The 22,773-nt window shown below is 60.7% G+C and carries 18 protein-coding genes, 1 tRNA gene and 1 pseudogene; 5 read left to right on the top strand and 15 right to left on the bottom strand.

Features of this window, described 5'->3' with window-relative positions:
* Position 1 precedes the first annotated feature (1 nt).
* From T8S45_RS08775 to T8S45_RS08755, 5 genes are all read right to left on the bottom strand, one after another.
* Positions 2 to 784 carry a hypothetical protein gene (locus T8S45_RS08775; protein ID WP_067695888.1) on the bottom strand — a complete coding sequence of 261 codons (783 nt, stop codon included), beginning with the start codon at positions 782 to 784 and terminating at the stop codon, positions 2 to 4.
* Positions 785 to 986: 202 nt separating this feature from the next.
* Positions 987 to 2,147, bottom strand: a complete 1,161-nt coding sequence (locus T8S45_RS08770; RefSeq protein WP_067695891.1) for an MvdC/MvdD family ATP grasp protein — start codon at positions 2,145 to 2,147, stop codon at positions 987 to 989.
* 1 nt (position 2,148) lies between these two features.
* Positions 2,149 to 2,922 carry a Fic family protein gene (locus T8S45_RS08765; protein WP_322293453.1) on the bottom strand — a complete coding sequence of 258 codons (774 nt, stop codon included), beginning with the start codon at positions 2,920 to 2,922 and terminating at the stop codon, positions 2,149 to 2,151.
* A 151-nt stretch (positions 2,923 to 3,073) separates the two neighbouring features.
* Positions 3,074 to 3,436, bottom strand: a complete 363-nt coding sequence (locus tag T8S45_RS08760; protein ID WP_157075206.1) for a hypothetical protein — start codon at positions 3,434 to 3,436, stop codon at positions 3,074 to 3,076.
* Between the two features lie 44 nt (positions 3,437 to 3,480).
* The gene (locus T8S45_RS08755; protein WP_067695897.1) at positions 3,481 to 4,104 is read right to left on the bottom strand and encodes a hypothetical protein; all 624 of its coding nucleotides are present in this window, start codon (positions 4,102 to 4,104) and stop codon (positions 3,481 to 3,483) included.
* A 107-nt stretch (positions 4,105 to 4,211) separates the two neighbouring features.
* Between T8S45_RS08755 and T8S45_RS08750 the strand changes: the two are divergent.
* A pseudogene (locus T8S45_RS08750) lies at positions 4,212 to 5,563 on the top strand (IS3 family transposase).
* A gap of 35 nt (positions 5,564 to 5,598) precedes the next feature.
* Here the strand turns inward: T8S45_RS08750 and T8S45_RS08745 are convergent.
* The 5 genes from T8S45_RS08745 to T8S45_RS08725 all read right to left on the bottom strand — a co-directional run bounded on the left by T8S45_RS08745 (position 5,599) and on the right by T8S45_RS08725 (position 14,865).
* Positions 5,599 to 6,132, bottom strand: a complete 534-nt coding sequence (locus T8S45_RS08745) for a site-specific integrase (protein WP_157075207.1) — start codon at positions 6,130 to 6,132, stop codon at positions 5,599 to 5,601.
* A gap of 374 nt (positions 6,133 to 6,506) precedes the next feature.
* Positions 6,507 to 7,250 carry a recombinase family protein gene (locus T8S45_RS08740; RefSeq protein WP_067695913.1) on the bottom strand — a complete coding sequence of 248 codons (744 nt, stop codon included), beginning with the start codon at positions 7,248 to 7,250 and terminating at the stop codon, positions 6,507 to 6,509.
* 305 nt (positions 7,251 to 7,555) lie between these two features.
* Entirely contained in the window at positions 7,556 to 9,529 is a 1,974-nt protein-coding gene (locus tag T8S45_RS08735) for a ParB/RepB/Spo0J family partition protein (protein WP_067695916.1), read from the bottom strand.
* 104 nt (positions 9,530 to 9,633) lie between these two features.
* On the bottom strand, positions 9,634 to 13,881 hold the full coding sequence (locus T8S45_RS08730; RefSeq protein ID WP_067695919.1) for a strawberry notch family protein: 4,248 nt from the start codon (positions 13,879 to 13,881) through the stop codon (positions 9,634 to 9,636).
* Between the two features lie 75 nt (positions 13,882 to 13,956).
* Positions 13,957 to 14,865, bottom strand: coding sequence for a DUF7146 domain-containing protein (locus T8S45_RS08725; protein WP_153038146.1), 909 nt, complete (start codon positions 14,863 to 14,865; stop codon positions 13,957 to 13,959).
* A gap of 138 nt (positions 14,866 to 15,003) precedes the next feature.
* Between T8S45_RS08725 and T8S45_RS08720 the strand changes: the two genes are divergently transcribed.
* The 3 genes from T8S45_RS08720 to T8S45_RS08710 all read left to right on the top strand — a co-directional run bounded on the left by T8S45_RS08720 (position 15,004) and on the right by T8S45_RS08710 (position 16,389).
* Entirely contained in the window at positions 15,004 to 15,588 is a 585-nt protein-coding gene (locus T8S45_RS08720; RefSeq protein WP_063506971.1) for a lytic transglycosylase domain-containing protein, read from the top strand.
* A 64-nt stretch (positions 15,589 to 15,652) separates the two neighbouring features.
* Positions 15,653 to 16,204, top strand: a complete 552-nt coding sequence (locus tag T8S45_RS08715) for a thermonuclease family protein (protein WP_197458270.1) — start codon at positions 15,653 to 15,655, stop codon at positions 16,202 to 16,204.
* The gene (locus T8S45_RS08710) at positions 16,195 to 16,389 is read left to right on the top strand and encodes a DUF6961 family protein (RefSeq protein ID WP_067695924.1); all 195 of its coding nucleotides are present in this window, start codon (positions 16,195 to 16,197) and stop codon (positions 16,387 to 16,389) included. Before T8S45_RS08715 ends, T8S45_RS08710 begins: the two co-directional genes overlap by 10 nt.
* Positions 16,390 to 16,525: 136 nt before the next feature.
* Here T8S45_RS08710 and T8S45_RS08705 read toward each other — a convergent pair whose 3' ends face one another.
* On the bottom strand, positions 16,526 to 17,749 hold the full coding sequence (locus tag T8S45_RS08705; RefSeq protein WP_063506960.1) for a tyrosine-type recombinase/integrase: 1,224 nt from the start codon (positions 17,747 to 17,749) through the stop codon (positions 16,526 to 16,528).
* 165 nt (positions 17,750 to 17,914) lie between these two features.
* Positions 17,915 to 18,001 (bottom strand) — tRNA-Leu (locus T8S45_RS08700).
* Between the two features lie 136 nt (positions 18,002 to 18,137).
* On the opposite strand from T8S45_RS08700, the gene T8S45_RS08695 reads away from it, so the two are divergent.
* The gene (locus T8S45_RS08695) at positions 18,138 to 19,094 is read left to right on the top strand and encodes a complex I NDUFA9 subunit family protein (RefSeq protein WP_322293452.1); all 957 of its coding nucleotides are present in this window, start codon (positions 18,138 to 18,140) and stop codon (positions 19,092 to 19,094) included.
* Positions 19,095 to 19,278: 184 nt separating this feature from the next.
* On the opposite strand, the gene T8S45_RS08690 is transcribed toward T8S45_RS08695, so the two are convergent.
* The 3 genes from T8S45_RS08690 to T8S45_RS08680 all read right to left on the bottom strand — a co-directional run bounded on the left by T8S45_RS08690 (position 19,279) and on the right by T8S45_RS08680 (position 22,654).
* Positions 19,279 to 19,950 (bottom strand): glutathione S-transferase family protein, encoded by a 672-nt coding sequence (locus T8S45_RS08690; RefSeq protein ID WP_188642510.1) that lies wholly within the window; start codon positions 19,948 to 19,950, stop codon positions 19,279 to 19,281.
* A 55-nt stretch (positions 19,951 to 20,005) separates the two neighbouring features.
* Positions 20,006 to 20,500 carry a hypothetical protein gene (locus tag T8S45_RS08685; protein ID WP_188642509.1) on the bottom strand — a complete coding sequence of 165 codons (495 nt, stop codon included), beginning with the start codon at positions 20,498 to 20,500 and terminating at the stop codon, positions 20,006 to 20,008.
* Positions 20,501 to 20,563: 63 nt separating this feature from the next.
* Entirely contained in the window at positions 20,564 to 22,654 is a 2,091-nt protein-coding gene (locus T8S45_RS08680; protein ID WP_322293451.1) for a TonB-dependent receptor plug domain-containing protein, read from the bottom strand.
* Positions 22,655 to 22,773 lie beyond the last annotated feature (119 nt).

Below are 22,773 nucleotides of genomic sequence, written 5' to 3'. Positions count from 1 at the left end.
GCTAGTGCGACTTCTGAACCCCCAAGGCCTCCAAGACGTGAGGAGAAATAACATCAGGATCATACGGGAGGCGCAACGACGGCTTTTTATCCTCAACCTGGAACTGTGTGCCAAAGATTTGCGGCTGATTTGTCGCCAGCAAAAAGCGATCGAGGGAAGCTGCCGCAATCCAGCGTGCGGACGGTTCACCGCGTGCCAGTGCGACCATCGCCAAAGCGTGTGCTTGTAAATAATCCGATGGCTCTTCGCCGTGTTGAAAGATGAATGCAGCGAAATAAAAGTCCCTTCCTGATTTCAATTGACCTTCCCGCAGCAAACTCTTTGCTCGATTCCGCCTTTCTCGATCCCGGAGTGCCAGCAAATGCAGCCCTTGGTCATCTAACGAGGCAGCGTCGCTTCTTTCGCGCTGGTCTTCGTCAAAGATCGACGCGATTTCGCGGTTACTTGGGCGAAATCTAAGGTGACTATAGCGGGCGTTTGAGTCCCAATCTTCAAATGCGCATTTTCCCTCACTCGGAGCCCTCAGCATGGTGAAAGGCTCAAAGGGTAGCAGTTTAAATGAAAATTCCCCCTTGGTTTGATCTACGGGACTTAACTCGATGATGTCGGGGTTGTCAGGGTCACCGGGATCTTCAAACGCAATTGCGAGAGTACCTTCCTGTTCCTCAATCCAAAGAGATCTTCGCGAGACGGCGGGGCCGGACACCTGCCAAAAATCTTCTCCGTCCGTCAGATATTCAGACGGTGCAAGAAGAGAGGCACTCCACGCTTCCTCCTTGGTCAAATCAATTCGGAAAATTGCCTGACTTTCTGCACAAACGTACCATGAACCTTGTAGACCCGCCAAGCTGCTGGCGTCTGTCCGCCCCGCATGCAAAGCACCCGCCCCTAGGAGGCAAAGAGATATCGGCACAGTTCTAAACATTCTCAGGAATGCGCCACTTCGTAGGACCTGATCATATCCCATTACAAAGCACTCCAGATAGCTAAGCAGAAAGCGCGGGGACCTGCTCACCAATATCGGTCACAAAGCCCAAATCAGGGCTAGGGAAAAACTTAAACTGCTCAATGTACTTTTGGTATTCCGGGTCACTCAGCACATCGGGAAACAGGTTTTGGGCGCTGGACGCATCCCAGTCGCTTAGGGTTCCCCAAGCCAGAAAGTGGCAAAACGCGTCGGTGATAGGAACCTCTGGGCATTTATTCTCCAAGAAAAGGAATTGTCCGCTCTCGTTCACTTCCAAGAAGACAACTTCATCGTCAGGCGTTATGATAAAATCAAACGCCCCATACGTTAGGTTAAGCTCCTTCATTAGCTGCAAGCACTTCTCGAATAAGGACGGTGATAGCTCATAGGGATAGCACTTTACGCCACTCAAACCAGACATTCTCCAGTCTACGATTGCCTTTTCATGTCCCTGGGATTCGATCGCTATGCCGAATTGTTTCTCCCCGAAGATAGTTACCCTCGCCTCATACTTCTTTTCTATATATTGTTGGAAGATAGCCGGCTGAAGTCTTACAGCTTCGTCAGTGCGCGAGGAACGTGGCGGGAAAATTGCCGAATAGGCGTGCCAACTCGATTGCTCTCCCTTCCAAGTGTGAGGAAGAAGCGATTTGCAAATGAGCCGTCCTCGAGCTTTCTCACGGAAGCGCTCCACCTGTTCAGGTGAGTTGGTGATTAGGGTCTGTGGGATTTGCAAGCCGAGTTGTGCCGCAATAATCAGTTGCAGATGCTTACTGTTTCCAATCATCTTAGCTGGAAAATCGTTGACCATCAGACTCCCGGCATTCTTGCACATAACATCAATCATCGACAGAATTGATTTCCGGTGAGCTTTGTGAATTTGCTCTATATATGGCCGATCATCTTCGTGGATTTCAAACTCCTTGACGGAGTCTCCCGCCGTCCGTCGGAGCCAGACGGTATCATAGACGACATCAGGACCCAGGATCGTTTGGCTCTCGGTTGAGAATGACCACCCGTCGCCCACGTAAGTGGTTTGCTCATCGTAATAGGGAATGAGGCTTGGCATAAAGAATTCGACCTGAACACCCCTCCTCTCCAGCAAAAATGCCATTACGTAGGCCGTGTGATCTTGGGGCTCTGCGACGATAAGCACACGTGGGGATCGAAAATTGGTCATTCTAAAGCTCCGAGATACCTCTCTCCAATGCTGTGAATTGGCAGCAGAGTTCGATGAGATCTAACATGAATTGGAGAAATTCCTCCCATCTTCCGTCTTGGGCCATGCCGCGGAATGCCGGCGTGAAAGAGTTTCCATAATGATAAATCATGGGGCCTAGCGGAAGAAAGGGTGCTGAAATCACTCCTCGATTTGCAAGATTTCCATGAAAAATTGCGCGCGCCACACGTCCATTGCCTTCTTTTAAAGGATGAAAAATTACGAAGACCGCGTATAGAATTACCGCCTCCAACAACGGAGGAAAGGATCGACGCGCTCGGACATTCTTCAATTCCGGATGCCATAGCCGCGAATTCTCTACATTTATGTATTTCCAACCCGCAACATGCCCCATCCGTGGCTTGACTATTTCATTGTTGCGAAATTGGGCCACTTCGCCGAGCAATTTTGAGCCCATCTCAATGGCCCACTCAGGGTTGACTTGCCAATCGAGGAACTGCTCCCATCGCTCGACGAGAACCGGCTCCGAGCATAGCCTTTCTTGAAAGGTCGCCAGGCTCGGCGCGCGGTAAGAAATCCGAGGATGCGTCGCTATGCGCTCATCGTGCAAAGAAACAGTTTGCAGGAGTCCCGAGGCTCGAACTTCGCTCCCGTAGCTCCGCCACACTGCATTTTCGTAGTATCGGTTGAGCGAGGTGACGACACTCTCCAGCTCACAATATCGTTCCGTCAGGTGCGGTGAGCATTCCGGTAAGGTAAATCGGTCCTCTCGCATTGCGACCCTATTGAGCAAAGCCATCGAAAAAAGGGCGCCCGTAGACGCCCTTTTTCACTTAGTCGGCGTCGACGCCAACGTCATAGTCGGGACGAGGGAATGTGGGCTCCCAAGCTCCTCTGTCGCCGACTTATTTGCCTCGGACATGGATCTATTTGGGCACCAGCCGTCCATTTGGATGCGCAGCTTGCTCGACGATGTAGACCACCGGTTCATACCAAATTGCCCCGGTATCGGGGTCGACGCATTTTTCTAGGTGCCCGCCCCAAACATAGTTCTTCCCGTCGGCGTCGCTGCGTGGCGGCAAGCTCATTGTGCTCCGTCGCACCGGCATCTTCGCGCGCACTGGCACACCAAAGATGAGCGGCATGGGCTGGAAATAGATGCGGCCATTTCGAGTGGCGCTACGCGCAAGCGGTCGAATTACCTGCTCACCGGTCTTCGGATTAATGAGCCTCTCGAATATAGGTTCGAGAGGCACGGCGTCGGGCGGCGGATTGGCGTTAGCGTCCACTGTGAAATTTATACCGCCCGGCTCTTGTCTGGAAGCGCGCGGGCTCATCGCTGATAGTATTGATACTTTCGAGGATCAGCCTGATCCTGGAACGGTTTTCGCTCTTGCTCGGTCCGCGCCTTCTCCAAGGCGCGGAGGCGCTCCGCATTCTCAGGTTTCTTTAAAGCTTCCGCAATAGCCTTGAGTTTGGTCCTCTGGTGTTGATCAAGACGCCTGTAGGTATCTTGATCGAGCTTGATGCTCGCGGCGCGGGCCTCGGCCATCAGAATAAGCCTGCGTCCATCGGGTTCACTCAAAGCGCGTTCAAGTGCGTCTCGCCCTGCCGAGATCTGCGCGGCAAGACTATTCTGTCTTGCGCGGGCGGAATGCTGCCACCGCGGACCGGAGATGCCATGCTCGCTCATCGCCCGTTCCAGCGCGGCAGCTTCAAGAAGTGTGTCGTCTGCGCTAAGGCGGACCTCGAACATCTTCTTCTCGGTATATTGAATGCTTCGCAGTGAAGGCGCCACAGCCTCTAGGTCCGCCGGGGTAGGCGCAAGCGCGACCTCGCCAAATTGGGAGGGCCGTCTCAGGAGTTCGTTTTGCGCATGCCGAAGCCCCTTGTTGCGCGCCTGCTCGCGGAATGCCTGATAGGCACCATCTGCCTGGACAAAGCTGCGGCGGAACAACGCAAGGCTCTGTTCGGTGTGGTGTCCCCCGTCAGCACCTATGGCACAGATTGGCGGTTGTGATTTAAGGAGGATTTGGGCTTCGTCGTAGTGACGAAGGAACGAAGATGAAGCCCAAATCCTCAAGGTCCAAATCGCCTGCCGAGCAGGTGGTGAAGGACATCCGCCGCAAGACCCGTCGGCATTTCTCTGCAGAAGACAAGATCCGGATCGTGCTCGATGGCCTGCGCGGTGATGACTCCATCGCCGAGCTGTGTCGCCGCGAAGGGATCGCCCAGAGCTTGTATTACACCTGGTCCAAGGAGTTCATGGAAGCCGGCAAGCGTCGCCTGGCTGGCGATACTGCGCGTGCTGCGACCACGGACGAGGTGAAGGATTTGCGCCGTGAGGCACGCGATCTGAAGGAGTGTGTGGCCGATCTCACTTTGGAGAACCGGCTGCTCAAAAAAAGCATGATCGCGGATGGGGGTGACGACGAATGAGGTATCCCGCATCCGAGAAGCTCGAGATTATCAGGATCGTCGAGCAGTCGCATCTGCCTGCCAAGCGCACGCTGGATCAGCTCGGTGTGGCTAGGCGCACCTTCTACCGCTGGTACGATCGCTTCCTCGAGGGCGGGCCCGAGGCGCTTCAGGACCGCCCTTCAGCGCCGAGCCGGGTGTGGAACCGCATCGGAGACGATATCCAGCAGCAGATCGTCGAGATGGCACTGGAGCAGACCGAGCTGTCCCCGCGCGAGCTGGCCGTGCGCTTCACCGACGAGAAGCGCTACTTCGTGTCGGAAGCCACGGTCTATCGCCTCCTGAAGGCCCACGACCTCATCACCAGCCCGGCCTACACGGTGATCAAGGCGGCAGAGGCGTTCCACACCCAGACCACCCAGCCCAACGAGATGTGGCAGACGGACTTCACCTACTTCAAGATCATCGGGTGGGGCTGGGTCTACCTCTCGACTGTGCTCGACGACTACTCACGCTACATCATCGCCTGGAAGCTCTGCACGACGATGAAGGCTGAGGACGTCACCGAGACGCTCGACATGGCACTGACCGCCTCAGGCTGCGACCATGCCAATGTCCTGCACAGGCCGCGCCTGCTCAGTGACAACGGTCCCAGTTACATCGCCGGAGAACTGGCCAGCTATCTCGAAGGCAAGGCCATGGATCATATACGCGGTGCGCCCTTCCATCCGCAGACCCAGGGCAAGATCGAGCGGTGGCACCAGACGCTGAAGAACCGCGTCCTGCTGGAGAACTACTTCCTGCCTGGCGATCTCGAACAGCAGATCAAGGCCTTCGCCGAGCACTACAACCATCAGCGCTACCACGAGAGCCTGAAAAACGTGACGCCTGCCGATGCCTACTTCGGCAGGGCAACCGCCATCATCGAACGAAGAGAAAGGATCAAGCGACAGACACTCGAACATCGGCGCTTGCAACACCGCAGGCTCGCCGCCTAAACATCAAACCCAGACAAGGCCCACACTCCGTAAGCCTACGCCGCGAGTTGTGCCAAATGTTCTGACGACGGACAATCGCGGAATTCAAGCTGTTTGAGCTCGTCCGGCCTGAGCCCGGTATTGGCCGCGAAAAGTACAAAGTCGTGCAACTGCTCCGCATGCCACCGATAGTGCGGACGCTGCGGGTCCGCCGCGTTGGATCGCGTGGCCTGATACAATAGCTTATATTCGTTTGGCGTAAACCAGGGTCGATGTTCGACCTTGGTTTGGCGACGGTAAGGATCTGAAAGATCTGGGACGTGTTCGATCCATCCGTGACGGTAGGCGGTCTTCAGCACCATGCTCAGCGTTACGACTTCGTTGTGAAGTGTGTTGCGCGCAGGCGGCTTCCACTCCTTCTCGTCATCGTTCCAGCCTTCCGGCTTAGTCATCCGCTTCACACGGTATTCCTGAGCGGTGCCGGAGGTGATGCTCTTAACGGGCATCTTTTCGAAGTGAGGTAGTAAATGAAGCCTGATCCGGTCTTTGTGGCCCTGCACCCACTTGGGGCTGCGCCGGCCACGGGTGATCGCTTCGTACTCTTTTCAAATTGCTTTGCGGCCTGAGCAAAGGTTTTGCCGGACTCGAGCTCGCCAAATCTCTTTTTGGCGCAGAGCTCCAGATACCAATCTTCGGCAACGTCTTTGGCGCGACCGAGGCTGCGCAGCTTCGTGCTTTTGCGCCACTCCTTGCCGTCGAGGTATGTGGAGCAGTGCCAGTTACCGCCGTCCGCACGGCGGTAGAGGCGGACCTTGTCACCTAAGATTCGATGTATTTCCAAAGCGCCTCCCTTTGTGTGCGTTTGTGTGAGCGCTGTGCGACTCCATTTTAGTGTATCACGGGGGAGTTTTGAGCGTCAAATGCGTGCCGCAGACAAAGAAAAAACCCCTATGAAAAAAATGGTTTAATCATTTTGTCGGTTGGTTGCGGGGGCAGGATTTGAACCTGCGACCTTCAGGTTATGAGGCTTGCCCCGCGGCGAATACTTGACCGAGCTGCAAAGACCCCGTTCGCGAACGGCCGTCATGACGCGGGTGTATCGCCGTGTCCGCAGAAACTCGTCGAAGATAAACCGGACGATCTCAGCTTCTGGCTCGTCGACCTTTAACCCCTGAGGAGTGGCAACATAGCCGAATGGCGGCAAACCACCGTGCATTTTCCCGTGCCGCTTGCGCGTGCGGATGCTGTCGCGCACCCTTTCCGCGATAAGCTCGCGTTCGAACTGGGAGAAGGTAAGCAGCACATTGAGGATCATCAGGCCCATACTGTCGGAAGTATCAAAGGCCTGTGAGATGGAGACCAGAGCTATGTTAAGGCGATCGAAGATCTCGATCATCCTAACGAAATCGGCAAGGCTACCGGTCAGCCGGTCGATCTTGTACACCACGACAACGTCGATTTCTCCTGCTTCGATATGCTGCATGAGCTGCGAGAGCGCAGGGCGATCCATTCCGCTCCCCGAATGGCCGCCATCGTCGTATCGGTTGGGCAGCTCGACCCAACCCTTGTACTGCTGACTCTTGACATAGGCGCTACTGATTTCGCGCTGCGTAACCAGTGAATTGACATCATGTTCGAGGCGCTGGTTAGTGCTCTTGCGGGTGTAAATTGCGCACCGTTTCAACGGTGCGATAGCTTCGATATCCATGGGCAAACTCCGAAATTCCTTCGAAACATCGCCCCGTTGCGATCGGCGGAGAAGGTCTAAGCGCCGGATGTGGAGAATTATGCGGCTATATGAAGAGCAAGGGCATCTCGCGCCTGACCGCTCCCCTTGGAGCGATCAGCCATCGACCTTCAGCCTAAGTCGATTGCCAGCATTGCAAGGTCTGCTCTTGTCTTTTTACCCAAACGCGGACTGATAGTTTTCTGCCGAGTATCTGGCATGGAAAAGGCGGCCCGTCCCGATTGGGACGGACCGCCCGCCGAGTGACCTGGACCTGTCAGGAGGGGTCAGGCAGCCTGCTCGGCAATTTCGTCAGTTGCTTCGGCGTTCACCGCCTCGTCTCCTTCGTGGTCGGCCAATTCGACTTCTTCCGAACCGGCGAAACGCATGCTCGAAGGCACCCAGGCCTGCGCTCGTTCCTTGATATCTGCCTCGCCGATGAAGTTGCCCGAGAAAATGCGTTCGGCAGCGCTCGCGAGTTCTGCCTTCTTCGACGCAGCGTAGCGACTGACCATTTCGGGACCACCAGCGGCATCGAGCGCTTCGAGCGTGCGGGTCTTGGCAACACGGTCGAAGTAGTTGGCAGCCGTAGGACGCCACCAATGCGCGGTCTCGATTTCGAGCAGCGAGCCGAGCGCCTCGTGCATCGGCACCGAACGCTCGCCTTCGCAGGCAAGACTGGCAACGAGTGCACGCGAGACGACATGACCAAGCCAGGCCGAGCGCGCCTCGTCGGTAAGCGCCCGGAACCTGGCAAACCGCTCGACATCGCTCTCGCCAGCACGCCAGCTTTCATCGAGCGACCCCGCGAATTCGGCCAAAGCAGCACTCGCCGGCGCATCCTTGGCCTCAAACCCGGTGACCGGGCCGGACGCTACCGATCCGACAAGCGTCGACGCTTTCTTGGCGCGCCAGTCGTGCCCATCGGCATCGGCGAGCGTGAAGACCATGAAGTCGAGTGCCAGTGCCGGATCGTTTGCGAGATGGATCGCGAGGATGTCGCGGCGCTGCATCGCGAGCTCGTCGAGCAGGCGCTGGGACAGCGAGCTCCCTTTAGGCTTCGCCGCTCCGCTCTCCTCGACGGCCTCGACCACACATTCGTCAGCGATGACTTCGGTCTCGGTGTAGTATTGCTGGACCAATGTCGGCTCGCCATTTCGCGAGAGGACTAGGAAGGCGCCAGCTTCGGATTTCAGCTCGTCGGCGAGTACCGGCGGCCGATCATTGATCGCGCGCATGGCGCGGTCGATTACCACGAGTTCCTGTTCGGCCTTGGCGACCTCATCCTCGTCGCTGTCCTCGTCTTCGAGCACAGCGGCGACGCGGTCGTAGTCGGCCTCGAGCTCGCCAAGTTCCTTCGCTTCCTGTTCGGTCATCGGCGCAGGCTCGCAAGGCAGACGGCTCAGACCTTCAACAAGGTCGTGGCTGACGTAATTGCCAAGGGTCGGCCGAATCCAGGCAAGTCCATATTCGAGCGCGGTCTTTTCTGCGGCTTCGTCCATGGCCTTGTGCGCTAGGTCCTCGAGCAGCGCGACGTCGATCCAGCTCTCGCTGGCATCATCGTCGAACAGTTCGCGCTCGATCCGGCCACCTGCGGCGATATAGGCATCGCGTCCGACGAGAACAGCACGCGGATCGGAACCGCGCACCGTGGCATCGAGCACCATGCGGCGGATCGTGTCGGGCGTGATCTGGTACCAGGCGTCCTGCAGTTCGGCATAGACATGCGCCTGGCGCTCCACGTCGGAGATCGCGCCGTAGGCCTTGGCCATGTCGAGCGTGATCGTGCCTTCGGCGAGCGCTTCGAAGACGCAAGGCGCGAGACTTGCAAGGCGCAGACGTCCTTCGACGAACCGGACAGTGAGGCCGAAGCGGCGCGCCACGTTTTCCGTGGTAGCCCCTGCCTCGATGATGGAGGCGAAGGCCTGCGCCTCGTCGGCGGGGTTCATCGCGAGGCGCTGGAAGTTCTCGGCAAGACTTGCTTCGCGCACTTCGCTTTCCTCGCCTTCGATAACGAGGCAAGTGACTTCGTGCGTGTCAGGCAAGGTGCCCTCTTCGGCCAGCGCCTGCAGCGCGGTGAGACGGCGACCGCCGGCCTCGACCTCGAACTTGCCGCGCTTTCCTTTGCGCACGACGAGGTTCTGCAGCAGGCCGCGCGCAGCAATGTCTGCCCGCAACTGGAGGTCGGCCAGCACGTCGCTCGACTTGCGAACGTTGCGCGGACTCGGGACGAGCTTCTTCAAGGGAATTGACTGGATCATGGGTGTTCTCCTGATAGGATGCAGGCGCAGGTGAGGATCACGAGGCCCACAAGCCCAAAGGGCTCCCTCCACTCTCATTCTGAGATTGGGGTCTGCCCGAGGGATCAGGCGGCAAGCGCGGGGAGGACCGACGAGGCTGCGGAGACTGGCACGAACAGCCGCGTGCGGTATCGGATAATCTCGGTGAAGCAGCCCTTGTTCTTGTACCAGTCGAGCCGATCGGGCGAGAAGCCAGTCAGTTCGAGGCGCTGTTCGCCGCCGACCAACGAGCGCTTCACGGTAAGTGGATCATGGCTTGCGAGGCCCAGCGGTTTTCCGCTTGCGAGGACGAGGTCGCCGATCTGCTCTGCCGATGGTCCGGTAACCCCGGACAGGCCAAAGGTTTTGGAAATCGCAAAGAGATCAACATCGAGCACTTCACGTCCGATGATCGACTGGCCGTCCTCGGCAACGAGCCGGGTGACCCGGACATGATCGCCAGACAGGCGCTTCCAGACCGGGAGCAGCAGCCCGGTAGCGAGATGGACGCGCTCGGTCACCGGTGAAGCGCCAGCCTCTTCTTCCTCGGCACGCCAGGCGCTCGTGAACGCGGTGACGCCAGTTTCTTCCCAGTGGCTTTCACCCAGTGCCTCAAGCGTCCAGTTCGCGGACTTGAGCGGTCGCAGCAGGCGCCGACGTTCGATCACCTCCCCGTCGTCGGCGATGAGACGCCGGGCTGGTATCGACAGCGCGACCTTGCCCGAGCGCGCATTGCGCATCGGGATTGCGTGCGGGCTGCCAATCTCGTGCATCCGTAGCAGGCGCTGCAGGCGCAGAGGCCGCAGGTGCCTCGTCACTTCGAGCGAGACGAGGCGGGTTTCCGCTCCGGTCACGGGGTCGGTGCGCAGGAGTTCATCGGCGAGGACCGTGAAACGATCGACCTTCACGGTTTCCAGTCCCTGATCGAGCGTTCCGGCCTCGCGCGCGGCTTCGATCCGCGCTTCGACGAGGCCAAGATATTCATCGAAGATGGCGTTCTGGAGCGCGATCGGCAGCGCGAGGATGCGGTTGAGCCAGCGCTGGATCGTGGGGAGATTGTCGGTCAGTCCCCCATCTGGGTTTTCGAGACGGAGGCCCGTTCGCTCGACGAAGTGGCCGAAAGTGGTGGCTTCGAGCTTGCCGTCATAGAGCAGCTGGAACCAGCGGCTGAGCGCGTCGCGCGCATAATCGCTTTCGAGATTGTCGGCCGGGTCGAACAGGTTCTGTCCGCCGGTCTGGCGCTGGCCGCGCGTAAGCGCGCCCAAAGCGTCGAGCCTTCGCGCAATAGTCGAGATGAACCGGCGCTCGCCCTTCACATCTGTGGTGACCGGGCGGAACAGCGGGGCTGAGGCCTGATTGGTGCGGTTCGTGCGACCAAGGCCCTGGATGGCGTTGTCGGCGCGCCATCCCGGTTCAAGCAGGAAGTGAACCCGGCGCTGCTGGTTCCTGGCGCCCAAGTCGGCATGATAGGAACGCCCCGTGCCGCCCGCATCCGAGAAGACCAGGATGCGCTTGGTCCCTTCCATGAAGGTTTGCGCTTCGGCGACATTGGCGCTGGGGCTACGCCGTTCGAGGCGCTGCTCACCATCGCGGCCGAGGACAAGCCTGCGGGTCCGGCCCGTGACTTCGGCCACGGCGTCGGTTCCGAAATGTTCGATAATCGCATCGAGCGCAGTGGCGATGGGCGGCAGTGCGCAAAGCTGTTCGATCAGCGCATCGCGCGCAGCAATGGCGCGCGGGCAGAAAACGGGATTGCCCTCTCCGTCGCTCATCGCCTCGGAGCGAAGATTGCCGTCCTCGTCGGCGAAGACCTGCATCAATCGTATCGGGAAGCTCTTCGTAAGGTAGTCGATGACGTATTCACGCGGGGACAGATCGATATCGAGAGCTTCGCGTTCTTCCACGGTAAGGTCGGCAAGGCGCCGGTCGAGCATGGCCTCGGCGGTCGAGACCAGCTGCACGACAACCGAATGCTCTTCGCCAAGCGCTACTTCCATCGCGGGGATCAGGCTCGGCAATTTCATCGAAAGCAGGAGCTGGGCAAAGAAGCGCTGCTTGGTGCCTTCGAAGATCGATAGCGCCGCAGCCTTGGCATTGCGGTTGAGCGTGTCGCCGCTGTCCTCGTCGACCACGCGGGTTGCTTCGAGCGCAGCTTCGAGGTTGCGGTGAATGATCGCCCAGGCATCAGCATAGGCATCATAGATTTTTATCTGCGCTTCGGTCAGGCTGTGTTCGAGGATCTCGTACTCGACCCCGGCGAAGGACAGCGCACGGGCAAGATAGAGACCCTGGGCCTTGAGATCACGGGCGACGAGCTCCATCGCCGCGACGCCGCCAGCGCGGATCTCGGTCATGAATGCCTCGTGGGTCGGAAAGGCGGTCTCGGGTCCCCAAAGGCCGAGGCGGGAAGTGTAACCGAGGTTGGCGATATCCGAAGCGCCAGTGGCAGACGCGTAGAGCACGCGGGCGCGTGGGAGATGGTTTTGCAACCTGAGGCCCGCCATGCCCTGTTCGGAGCCCTTGACCTTGCCGCGGGTTGAAGAGCCCCCAAGCGCATTGGCCATCGCGTGGGCTTCGTCAAAGGCGATCACACCGTCGAAATCCTCGCCCGCCCAGGCAAGGATCTGGTCGAGCCGCGTATCCTCGGCGCGGCCCGAGCGCAGCGTTGGATAGGTGACGAAGAGAATGCCTTCGGACATCGTTACGGGCTGGCCGAGTTTCCAGCGCGAGAGCGGCTGGAGATCGAGCGGCAGCCCGCCAAGCGCCTCCCAGTCGCGGCGTGCATCTTCGAGCAGCGCCTCGTTCTTGGTGATCCAGACATGTCGGCGCTCGCCTGCGAGCCAGCGATCCATGATGACCGCGGCGATCTGCCGTCCTTTGCCCGCTCCGGTTCCGTCGCCGAGGAAGAAGCCTTGGCGGTAGGAGTGTCCGTCCTCGGAGAGTTCCAGCGAGGTGCCTTCCTGGCTCACCTTGAACTGACCCGGAAGATCGCGCGCAAATGCCTGGGCAGCGTAGACCAGTGTCTCGCATTGCGCTTCGGACAGCAGGCCATCGGCCTGCCAACATGCGGGAAGGCGCGGGCAAACATCGGGCTGCGGTGCCGCGACCGAACCCATGGCGACCGATTCCACGAGCGGGGTGGGATGGGCCGGAGCGCCTTCGAACGCGATGCGGCTGGGCCGGTAAGGCAGGTAGATGCCTGCCTGTTCGGGCACAGGCGCGGGGTCGGCGAGGACCGAATAGGCAAGGTCGATCGCATTCGCCGTGGCTGCTGGTGTCGCGGCGAACGGCGCCACCGGCCGAACCGGCGCGCTTTGGGCCGAAGTCTTGCCAACGAGGCGCACTGGCTTGCCGAGCGGCAGGCGGTGGATGTTGGCGGAGGTCTGTATGCGTGGCGGAAGCGCAGTGATAAGCTCGTGGAGCGAGATGAGGTCGGCAGTATCTCCGGTGATCGCAGGCGAGGACGCAGTCGGCGTCTTGTCGAACACAACCAGGCGAACAGCGATCCCCGTCCCTGTCCGGCGAAACATCTGCTGCAGGCGAACATCGAGGAGCAGCGATGCTTCGTCCTGTTCCTTGGCGAAGGCGGAGGCGTCGAAGCCTTCAGGCATAATGGCGACGATCCTCGCCCGATTAGCAGCGGCCCGGATTGCACCGCGTAGGTGACGCATAGCGGTCTCACCGTCCTTGCCGCGTTCCAGGCTGTGAGCGAACGGCGGGTTCATCAGCACGGCAGACGGAACAGGGCCGCGAAGCAAGTCGGCGATCAGTTCCCCGTCATGCGCAGTGATGGTGGCCGTGGGGAAGACGTGGGCCAGACCGTCTCGTCTTGCCGGATCGATCTCGTTGAGGAGCAGCGAAGCGTTCTGGACGCTGCCCCAAAGAGCAAGGGCACCATTGCCTGCGGACGGTTCGAGGAGCGTGTCTTGCGCGCAGCCAGCTGCGGCCTTCGCCATCAGCCAGGCCAGCATTGGCGGGGTCGAGAACTGCTGGAGCTCGACCTGTGCTTCGCTGCGCACATGCCGCGGCGGAAAGGCAGCTTGGAGCCAGTCGAACCGCGCTTCGGCTTCATGCACGTTCGTCGCCAGATCGATCCGTGAGGACTCTCGCAACCAGAGCAGTGCGCCGATCTCGACCGCGTTATTGTAGTCAGCGATGGTCCAGGCGCTTCCCCAGTCCAAAGATCCAGTCTCCTCGGCGAACAGCCCGGAAATGTCGGTACGGGTAAGATGACGTCCCGAAGCAAGAAGCGCGGCAACTCGGGTGCCGATGGCATAGGCCAAGGGCATGGACGGCAACTGCTCGCCGGCGGGAAACAGGTCTGATTGAAACATGGCAATTCGTCCTCCTGATGGGGGCATCGGGACACGCCCTCTGCCGGATCAGGAATTCGAGAAGCTCTCTCTCCTCTACCGCGCCGCTTTGCGGCGCAGCCATGCTGTAAGTTCATCGTTCCAGTCGGTGTCGCGTGAGGATGGTTTGCGAACGTGGATCGTCCGCCCATCGCGGGCATAAGCGGCCAGGCCACGCGACGCAGCCAGCTCGCCGCCAGCATCGTGATCGACGAAGAGGTGAAGCTCGGTCACGCTCTCAGGCACGCTGACGAGACCGAAGCGCTCATTGCCCAGGGTCGCCCAGACGGGGATGCCGGTAAGAGCATAAGCCGACATTGCGCTCTCGATCCCTTCAGCAAGGCCGAGCAGGCCGGAGGCCGGAGCGAAGAGACGAACAGCAGCTTCACCGAGCGCGCCAAGCGCGCGCTTCGGCTTGTCGAAATCAGCCTTGGCATCGCCCGAAAGGAAAGTGCGATGGATGGCGATCGGCCCCTCGTCGAGGTTGACCGCCGCAATCATCGCCGGCAAAAAGCGGGTTCGTCCTTTCGGACCAAGCGGCGTTCGTGAATGGAAGCGGAGCGCCGGAGATGCGGCAAGGATGCCGCGGCTCTCCAGATATGCCTTTGCCGGGCTGGCACGCAGTGGCTGTGCATCGCGCCAGATCCTCAGCGCTGCCGCCGAGGGTTTGCGCGTTCTGGTCTGCTCGGGACCTTCGGTAGTCGCAGAAGCTGAAAAGAGCGCCGGTGCCTCGAAACCTTCACGCGCCAATGCAGACAATACGCTCTGCTGATCACATCCCGCAAAGCAATGGAAAAGGATAGCCTGTCGACCGAGCGACACACCGAGTGACGGCGTGCGGTCATCATGCGCGGGGCAACAGGCCATGCCCTTTGTGCCGGACCATTTGCCCCCTCGCGATTCGCAAATGCGACGGGCGGTCTCGGCAAGCGACCGGTTGGGATGAGTTTGGACAGACAGGGACATGCGAGCTCCTCAGCATGCAAAGTAGCCCCCTCATCAGCGCTCCTCTCCTCTCCCAAAGGCAGGCGTTCGCCGCTTTCCTACAGGGATATGTTCTATCTATGTTCTCTTTCGATTCGAATCAATGGAGCACAAGTCGAGATGACCTCCCTCAATCGTCTGACTGCGATAGCGGTCGCCTGTCTGGGGATGATCGCGACCTCCTCACAGCAGGTCCGCGCCCAGGATTTCACTTTGTTCGAGCACGCGATCGTTCCACCAAAGACGGACCAGCAGCCGGCAAGGCAATATCTACCTGCAATCTACCAAACAGGGCCAGCAGACGTATCCTACCGGGAAGGCCTGTATATGGCGGCAATAGCCGAGGCCGAGCGCCGTTACGGGCTTCCGACCAATCTGCTTCGTGCTCTCATCTGGGCTGAGTCCCGCTTCAATCCGATGGCTGTGAGTCCAGCCGGTGCTGCCGGGCTTGCTCAGCTTATGCCAGCCACGGCGCGAGAACTGGGCGTCCGGAACCGTCATGACCCTCTTGCATCGATCGACGGTGGCGCCAGGTACCTTCGCGACATGTTGGACCGGTTCGACGCGGTCCACCTGGCCTTGGCTGCTTACAATGCGGGCCCAGGTGCCGTCTCCCGATCACGCGGCATTCCCAACAATGGTGAAACGCCGCAATATGTCCGGTCTGTGTTGGGACGTTGGCAAGCAATTGGTACGTACAATTGACGAAACTACCTGATTTCCGGCTATTGTCTGAAATCATGTGCCGGAATGAAGACGGACAACGCCAGTGAATGAGACCCCCGGTGAGCCGTTCGACTTTCGCAAGGCGTTGAAGGCACAGAAGCGCCGGAAGCTGAGAAAGGAGATCGCGTTGGGTTTGGGAGCATTCGCGATCGTATTTGCTGGAGGGATGCTGGCACTCAACTGGTCAGTCCATGATGCCAGCCTTGCTAACGACGATCAGCAGCCTCAGGCTTTATTCCAGCAAGCAAGCTCCCCACAATTCGACATCTGCGGATCCGTCCGGCGCACATGCGTCGTGGATGGAGATACTTTCTGGCTTGATGGCGTGAAAATCCGGATTGCCGACATCGACACTCCCGAGATCAGCGAGCCTCGTTGCGACTATGAATACCAGCTCGGCATGCGCGCGACGCACCGCCTTGTCGAATTGCTGAATGGCGGGCCCTTTGAACTGAGGACCATCGGTAGCAGAGACGAGGATCAGTACGGTCGCAAATTGCGGGTTGTAACGCGCGGCGGCCGCTCGCTTGGCGATCAGCTGGTCAGCGAAGGCCTGGCGCGAACCTGGACCGGGAGACGTGAACCATGGTGCTGAACCGCGATCAGGAATTGTGGGCCGTCGCGCTCTGGGTCGAAAAGAACCATGGCGGAGAGGGAACCGCGTATATCGCGCAGCAAATCCAGCGGCTATCCAACGAAGGGGACGAGGCTGGCATAGCAACGTGGAAGACTGTTGCTGAACGGTTCGATCAGCTTAGCTGCCAAAGCTCTACGAACTGAGGCTCGGCACGATGCGGAAGTGGCTTAAGGTCTGGGGCATCAGAATTGAGTTCGCCTTGCTCGCGTCAGTGTCCCTGATAGGGCTGGTCCTGAGCCTTCAATCCTGCACTGGCTGAGAAGAAATTCGATCTCCCGATCAACCCTTCGCAAACTTCCCCATGATGACCTTTCCTCCAGTCCGGAGCTCATCGAGGTAGTCGCTCCACCATTGAGCCATCCGCACGCGCTCGTCCCAATGCTTGCCGCGATGGTAGATGCCACGCACAACATTGCTGTCGCCATGTGCCAAGGCACGCTCGATCGCATCAGGATTCCAAAGGCCCGACTCGTTCAGGAATGTCGATGCTGTCGCCCGGAGTCCATGAGCGGTGACTTCTTCCTTCGAGTATCCCATGCGACGGAATGCGGCATTGAGCGTGTTTTCACTCATGGGACGCTTGGAGCTGCGCGCAGATGGGAAAACATATCCTTCGCGGCCGAGCATCTCGGCCAGATCAGTGAGATAGCCTCTAACCTGCTTGGAAAGTGGGACGGCATGCGCTCGGCGCGCTTTCATTTTACCGGCAGGGATCTTCCAGACCCCATCGACGAGGTCGATCTCATGCCATTCGGCGTGCCGGAGTTCGCCGGGGCGTACGAACACATGCGGCGCTATCTGCAAGGCCAACTTCGTCACCATGTAGCCAGTAAAGTCGTCGATTGCGCGCAGCAGCCCACCTAGCTCGGTGGGCTCGAGGATTGCTGCATAATGCGTGGCTCTCGGCGTTACGAGAGCGCCCTTCAGCATACTGGTCGGATCGGATTTGCAGCGGGTGGTAGCAACACCGTAGCGAAACACGCGGCCTGCGAACGACCGACATTTCTTCGCAGTCTCGTGCTTACCGGTGGCTTCCAGCCGTTTGAGGGGAGCCAGAACTTCGAACGGCTCGATCTCGTTGATGGGTCGGTTCCCGATGGCAGGCGCAAGCTTGTCGAGGAAATAGTTGGCCTTGACGATCGTGCCATCGGCGCGGCCGTTCTGGACCATCATCTGTTCAATATACTCACGTGCGACTGCCTCGAACGTCTGTGCAGAAAGGAACTCTGCGCGGATTTTCCGCTTCCGCTTCTCAAAAGCCGGGTCGCCCCCTGAAGCAACAGCTCGTCGCGCCTCGTAGGCCGCGTCTCGCGCTTGCTTGAGGCTGATGTCGGGATAGCTGCCGATGCAGAGCTTCTTTTGCGCGCCGCCGATCCGGTATCGGAATCGCCAAAGTTTGCCGCCGGTCGGCGTGACCTCAACATATAGGCCGCGCTCATCGGTTACCTTGTACGGCTTATCCTTGGGCTTGAGTGCGCGGAGGCGAGTATCTGTCAGCGGCATGTGGGGGCCTTTTCATCTGGGCCTTTGCGAAACGGCCTCAAAAGGCCCACAAAAGTGTCTGGAACCCCCGAGAACAGGCGGGACGATCCGGAACGATCCAAGGGCCAAATCCCTAGGATTTCTGCGGGTTTTATAGATTATTTGGGAGAACGTGAGAAGAACAAATGGTGCCCAGAAGAGGACTCGAACCTCCACGCCCTTGCGAGCGCCGCCACCTGAAGACGGTGCGTCTACCAATTCCGCCATCTGGGCACACTAGTCGCGGTGGATCGTCTGAGTCCGCCGCTCGGTAGGCGCGGGCCACTAGCGAAGCGATGGGGGCATTGTCAACGCTGATTGCGACCAGTAACGGGTCGCGCGACGCCCATTTCTCCGCAGGATGACCGCCATGACCAAGACCGACCCGCTTTCCGGAAAACTCGTGACCCTGTTCGGGGGCAGCGGCTGGCTCGGCACGCATGTCGCGCAGGACCTGCTCGAGCGCGGCGCGCGGCTCAAGATCGCGAGCCGGCATCCCGAGAAGGCACGGCATCTGAAGCCGCTCGCGAACCTCGGCCAGGTCGCGCTCGTGCGCTGCGACGTGTCGCGCGAGGACAGCGTGCGCGCGGCGATCGCGGGATCGGATGCGGTGGTGAACCTGGCCGGCGCGTTCGGCGCGAATGCGGAAGCCGTGATGGCCTGGGGCGCCGAGTATATCGCGCAGGCCGCGGCCGACGAAGGGGTTGGCGCGCTCGTCCACGTCTCGGCGATCGGGGCCGATCCGGACGGTGATACCGCTTATGCCGTAAGCAAGGCCGAAGGCGAGGCGGCGATGCGCGACCTGTTCCCCCAGGCGACGATCGTGCGCCCGTCGATTATCTTCGGAGAAGATGGCGAGTTCATCAACATGATGGCGGGGCTGATCCAGCGCCTGCCGGTGCTGCCGGTCTTTGCTCCCGAGAGCGAATTGCAGCTGGTCTGGGTCGACGACGTCGCGGCGGGCATCGTCGCCGCGCTGGCCGATCCGGGCAAGCACGGCGGCAAGACCTACGAACTTGCGGGACCCGAACGCGTGCCGATGATCGCCTTGAACCGCCGGATCGCGCAGGCGCAGGGGCGCAACCGCCACTTCATTCCGCTGCCCGATGCCGTGTCGGGCGGGATCGCTGCGGCCACCGGCTGGATGCCGGGTGCCCCGATCAGCCGCGAGCAATGGAAGCTGCTCGAGAAGGGCAATGTCGCGAGCGGCGACTATCCCGGCTTCGACAAGCTCGGCATCAGCCCCAAGCCACTCGGCCTGTTCCTCGATCGCTGGATGGCGCGCTATCGCAAGCACGGGCGCTTCGGGAAGAAGAGTGTAGTTTAGCTTTCTTCAGACCCTCAGGCGCCGGGCGCAGCGCGTCCGCGCTGATTGGCTTCGCGGCATAGGCCGCGATGGGCGGTCGCCCGCAGGCGCCTCGGCTCCAAGCGGAGAGAATAGGACCGCGGATGCGGGTGGGTAACTACAAAAACTTCGTCTCGACTGGGCGCTGGCTGGAGAGACCGCTTCTTTACCAGTTCACATCGGCATAGTTATCCGCCGGCTGGATCGTATCCATCTTCTCCGCCAGCAACGCGCGGAAGCTGGGGCGGCTCTTCATCACCGAATACCAGCTCTTGGCCTGGTCGTGACCGCGCCAGTCGAGCGCGCCGAGATAGTCGGCGACCGACAGCTGCGCGGCGGCGGCGAGATCGGCGAGGCTCAATCGCGGCCCGCCGAGCCAGGCGCGGTTATCGACCAACCAGTCGATATGGTAGAGATGCTCGTGGGCGAGCTTCATCGCCTCGCGCAGCACGCGCGCATCGGGCGGTTCGCGGGTGACAAGCCGCTTCTTCATCTTTTCCTGCAGCAGCGGCGCGGTGACGTCGCCGTAGAGGTGCTCGTCGAACAGCGCGACCAGTCGGCGGATCTCGGCGCGCTGGAGCGCATTGCCGACGATCATTGCATTGCCTTCGAAGGTTTCCTCGATGAATTCGCCGATCGCCCGGCTGTCGGCCAGCACCGTGCCCTTGGCACTGTCGCGCAGCACCGGAACCCGGCCGGCCGGGTTCATGTTGAGGAATTCGTCGCGCCGCCGCCAGGGGTCCTCGCGCACGAGTTCATAGGCAATGCCCTTCTCCGCCAGGTGCAGGCGCACCTTGCGGCTGAAGGGACAGAGCGGGAATTGGTAAAGGTGCCACATGCTTGGCCCCACGCTTTGCCGAAAGCTAGGGGCGCGTGCAATGGCGCGCGTGCAATCAGTCTCGCGACAGGACGGGCAGACGCGCGGGAAGCGACCGCTTCATGCGCTCGGCGGCCTCTTTCAGCTTGGGCAGGGCCGACTCGATCGCACCGGTCATCCCCGCCGCGGCATCCATCGCCTGCGGCACGCGTTCGGCCAGTTCGACCGACACGCGATCGCCATCGGGGCCAAGCATGTCGCGCAGGGTGGCGTCGGGATCGACGTCCTTGCGCGGAGGCGCTTCGGTTCCGGCTTCGCGTGCGATCTTGTCGACCGCTTCGTCCATCGCCTCGACCAGCGGGCCGACGGGCATGTCGAGCAGTACTTCGCCGAGAATCGCGACGGTGGCAGTGGCGGTAGCCTGGACCTGCGGGTCGCGCAGCGTCTCCGAAAGATCTTCGGCAGCGGTCGTTTCCGTTTCATCCGATTCCTGGGCGGAGGCGGGGGATGCCGCGAGGCCAAGCGCGGCCAGCGTGCCGAACAGCAAGGGGATCGAACGAATCGCGCGCATGGGTCTTCCTCCGGTATAATGGGCGAATGCTAGTGCCGAAGCCCTTAGCGATGCGTGAACGGGCTAGAAGGAGCCCTTGACCGACAACCGGACAGAGCGTCCGAATTCGCGGTCGCGTTCCTCGACGAACAGGATCGGCGAAGCGTTCCGGGGACCTTCGTAAACGGTGCGGATCGAGGTGTCCCCGCCGAGATAGGGGTTGCCGATCCGCACATTCACCGTCAGCCCAAACAGGTCCTTGTGCTCGACGAAGATGCCGCCGAACGCCGGACCGTTGCGCTCGAAGCCACTCTCGGTGATGCGGAAGAACGGTTCGTCTCCGCTCAGGAACACGCTTGCGCCGTAGGCGATGTCCGAGCCCGGGATATCGTGGCGGTAATCGATATCGATGCGATAGGGGTCGGCATTGCTGATCGCGCGGGCAAGCCCGGTCAGCGGATCGTCGAGCCGCGCGCGCTGCCAGTCGATCCCGGCGTCGATCCTGGCCCCGCCGATCCCCAGCGGGGCGAGTTCGAGCGTACCGTTGAACTCGACGCCCGTGCGCCGCGCGCTGGCGATATTGCCCGGCGATTGCCCGCCATCGACGAGGATCACGTCGACCAGGTCCTCGATATGGTAGTCGAACAGGCGCAGGCTGGCATTGCCCCAGCGACCGAAGTCCTTGCGCGCCTCGATTTCGAATTCCCAGCTTTGCGGCGGGCGCAATTCGTTGTTGCCGGCATTTTCGCGATCGTCACCGAGGAAGACCCGGGCGAGGAAGTCGCCAAATTGCAACTGCCCGACGCGGCGGCGCACACTGAAGGTGAGGTCGAGATCGTCCTGTGCCGACCAGGCGAGCGAGGCGGAGCCCTTCGGGCGCAGGAAGGTGCGCGAGGCGGCGGCCGAGCCGGTCTGCGTCAGCGTCGAGCGTTCGACCGCCGCGGTCGCCTGCAGCGAGAGCGTCGCTGAAAGCGGGCGACCGTAGCTGAGCGAGGCCTCGTAGCGATCCTCGGAAACCCCGCCGACCCCGGCGGGAAAGTCGATCTCGCCGAAATTGCCGCCAGGATCGATCTCGAACAGCCGCGCGACCTGGCCGAGCGTGTTGTAGGCGGCCTCGCCCGCAAGCTGCCAGTCGGCGCCACCGCCCGACCAGGTGAACTCGGCGCGCCCGATCCGTTCTCCTGATTCTCGCAGCTGGGCGAAGCGGGCACCGCTCAGCGATCCGTCAGCGTCGAGCGTGAGGAGTTCGGTGCTGACGAAATCGGAATCGTCCCCGCTCGCAAGGCCGATCAGCTTGAGCGTCCCGCCCAAGGCGGGGAAGGCCACATCGCCGCCGACCTCGTAGCGCACCGCGTCGTCATCGGTGGTGCGGTCGACGAACCGCGCATTGTCGCCGGCTCCGTCGGTGCGCAGCTCGTCCGAGCGGTTGCGGAAAAAGGTCCACTGGTGGCTGAGAGTCGCATTGGCGACCACGCCGTTGTCGTTACTCCAGCCGAAATTGCCCGAAATCTTGGGCGAGCGGGTGCGGCGCTCATTGTCGCTGAACCGCTGTTCGATCAGGTTTCCGGCCCCATCGAATCGAAGGCTCGGTCCGCGCGATGCGCCGACATCGTCCTCGTTGTTGAAGGCAAGCTGGTATTCGAACGGGCCGCTGGCCCCGCTGATCGAGATACTGCCGTCGAGCAGGGCGGGGCCGCCGACCTGGCGGAACTGGGGCGAGTATTCGAACTGGCCCGATAGGCCGCCAGCCTCGACCACGACATTGGCGACCTGACCGGTCAGGCCCGGAATTTCGAGCGTGGTCCCGTCGAGGATTTCGATGCGCACGACGTTGTCGATGGAAATCCGGCCCAGCTGGTCGCGCGCGCTTTCCGACTTCGAGGACAGCCGCCGGCCGTTGATCAGCACATTGCCCGAAGCCTGGCCGAGCCCGCGTTCGCCGTCTTCGGATTCGATCTGGAAGCCGGGGACCTGCTCGAGCAGGTCGAGCGCGCTACGCGGGGCGAAGCGGGCGAGATCCTCCGGGGTGAAGACGCGGCGCTGCTCGCCGGTGCCGCTGGCCGAAACCTGCGATGCGGCCGCTTCGGGCTCGTCCTGCGCGCAGGCAGGACTGGTTGCGAGCGCGATCGCGCCCGCAGCCGTGAGCGGCAATAATCCAGTCTTCAGTCCCGACATCGTGCAGCGCCCCTGCCAAGCGGGGCAATCCTGCCAACCCGCTTTCGTCGGGGTGCCCCTAGCCATCGACCAGCGGCATGGCGAGCGAAAGCTGAGCCGGATCACGAAGGTAAGGGGGT

Origin of the sequence: Pseudoblastomonas marina (assembly GCF_034374265.1) — a bacterium.
GTDB classification, from domain to species: Bacteria; Pseudomonadota; Alphaproteobacteria; order Sphingomonadales; family Sphingomonadaceae; genus Alteriqipengyuania_A; species Alteriqipengyuania_A marina.
This window is presented reverse-complemented; position numbering and strand designations above follow the sequence as displayed.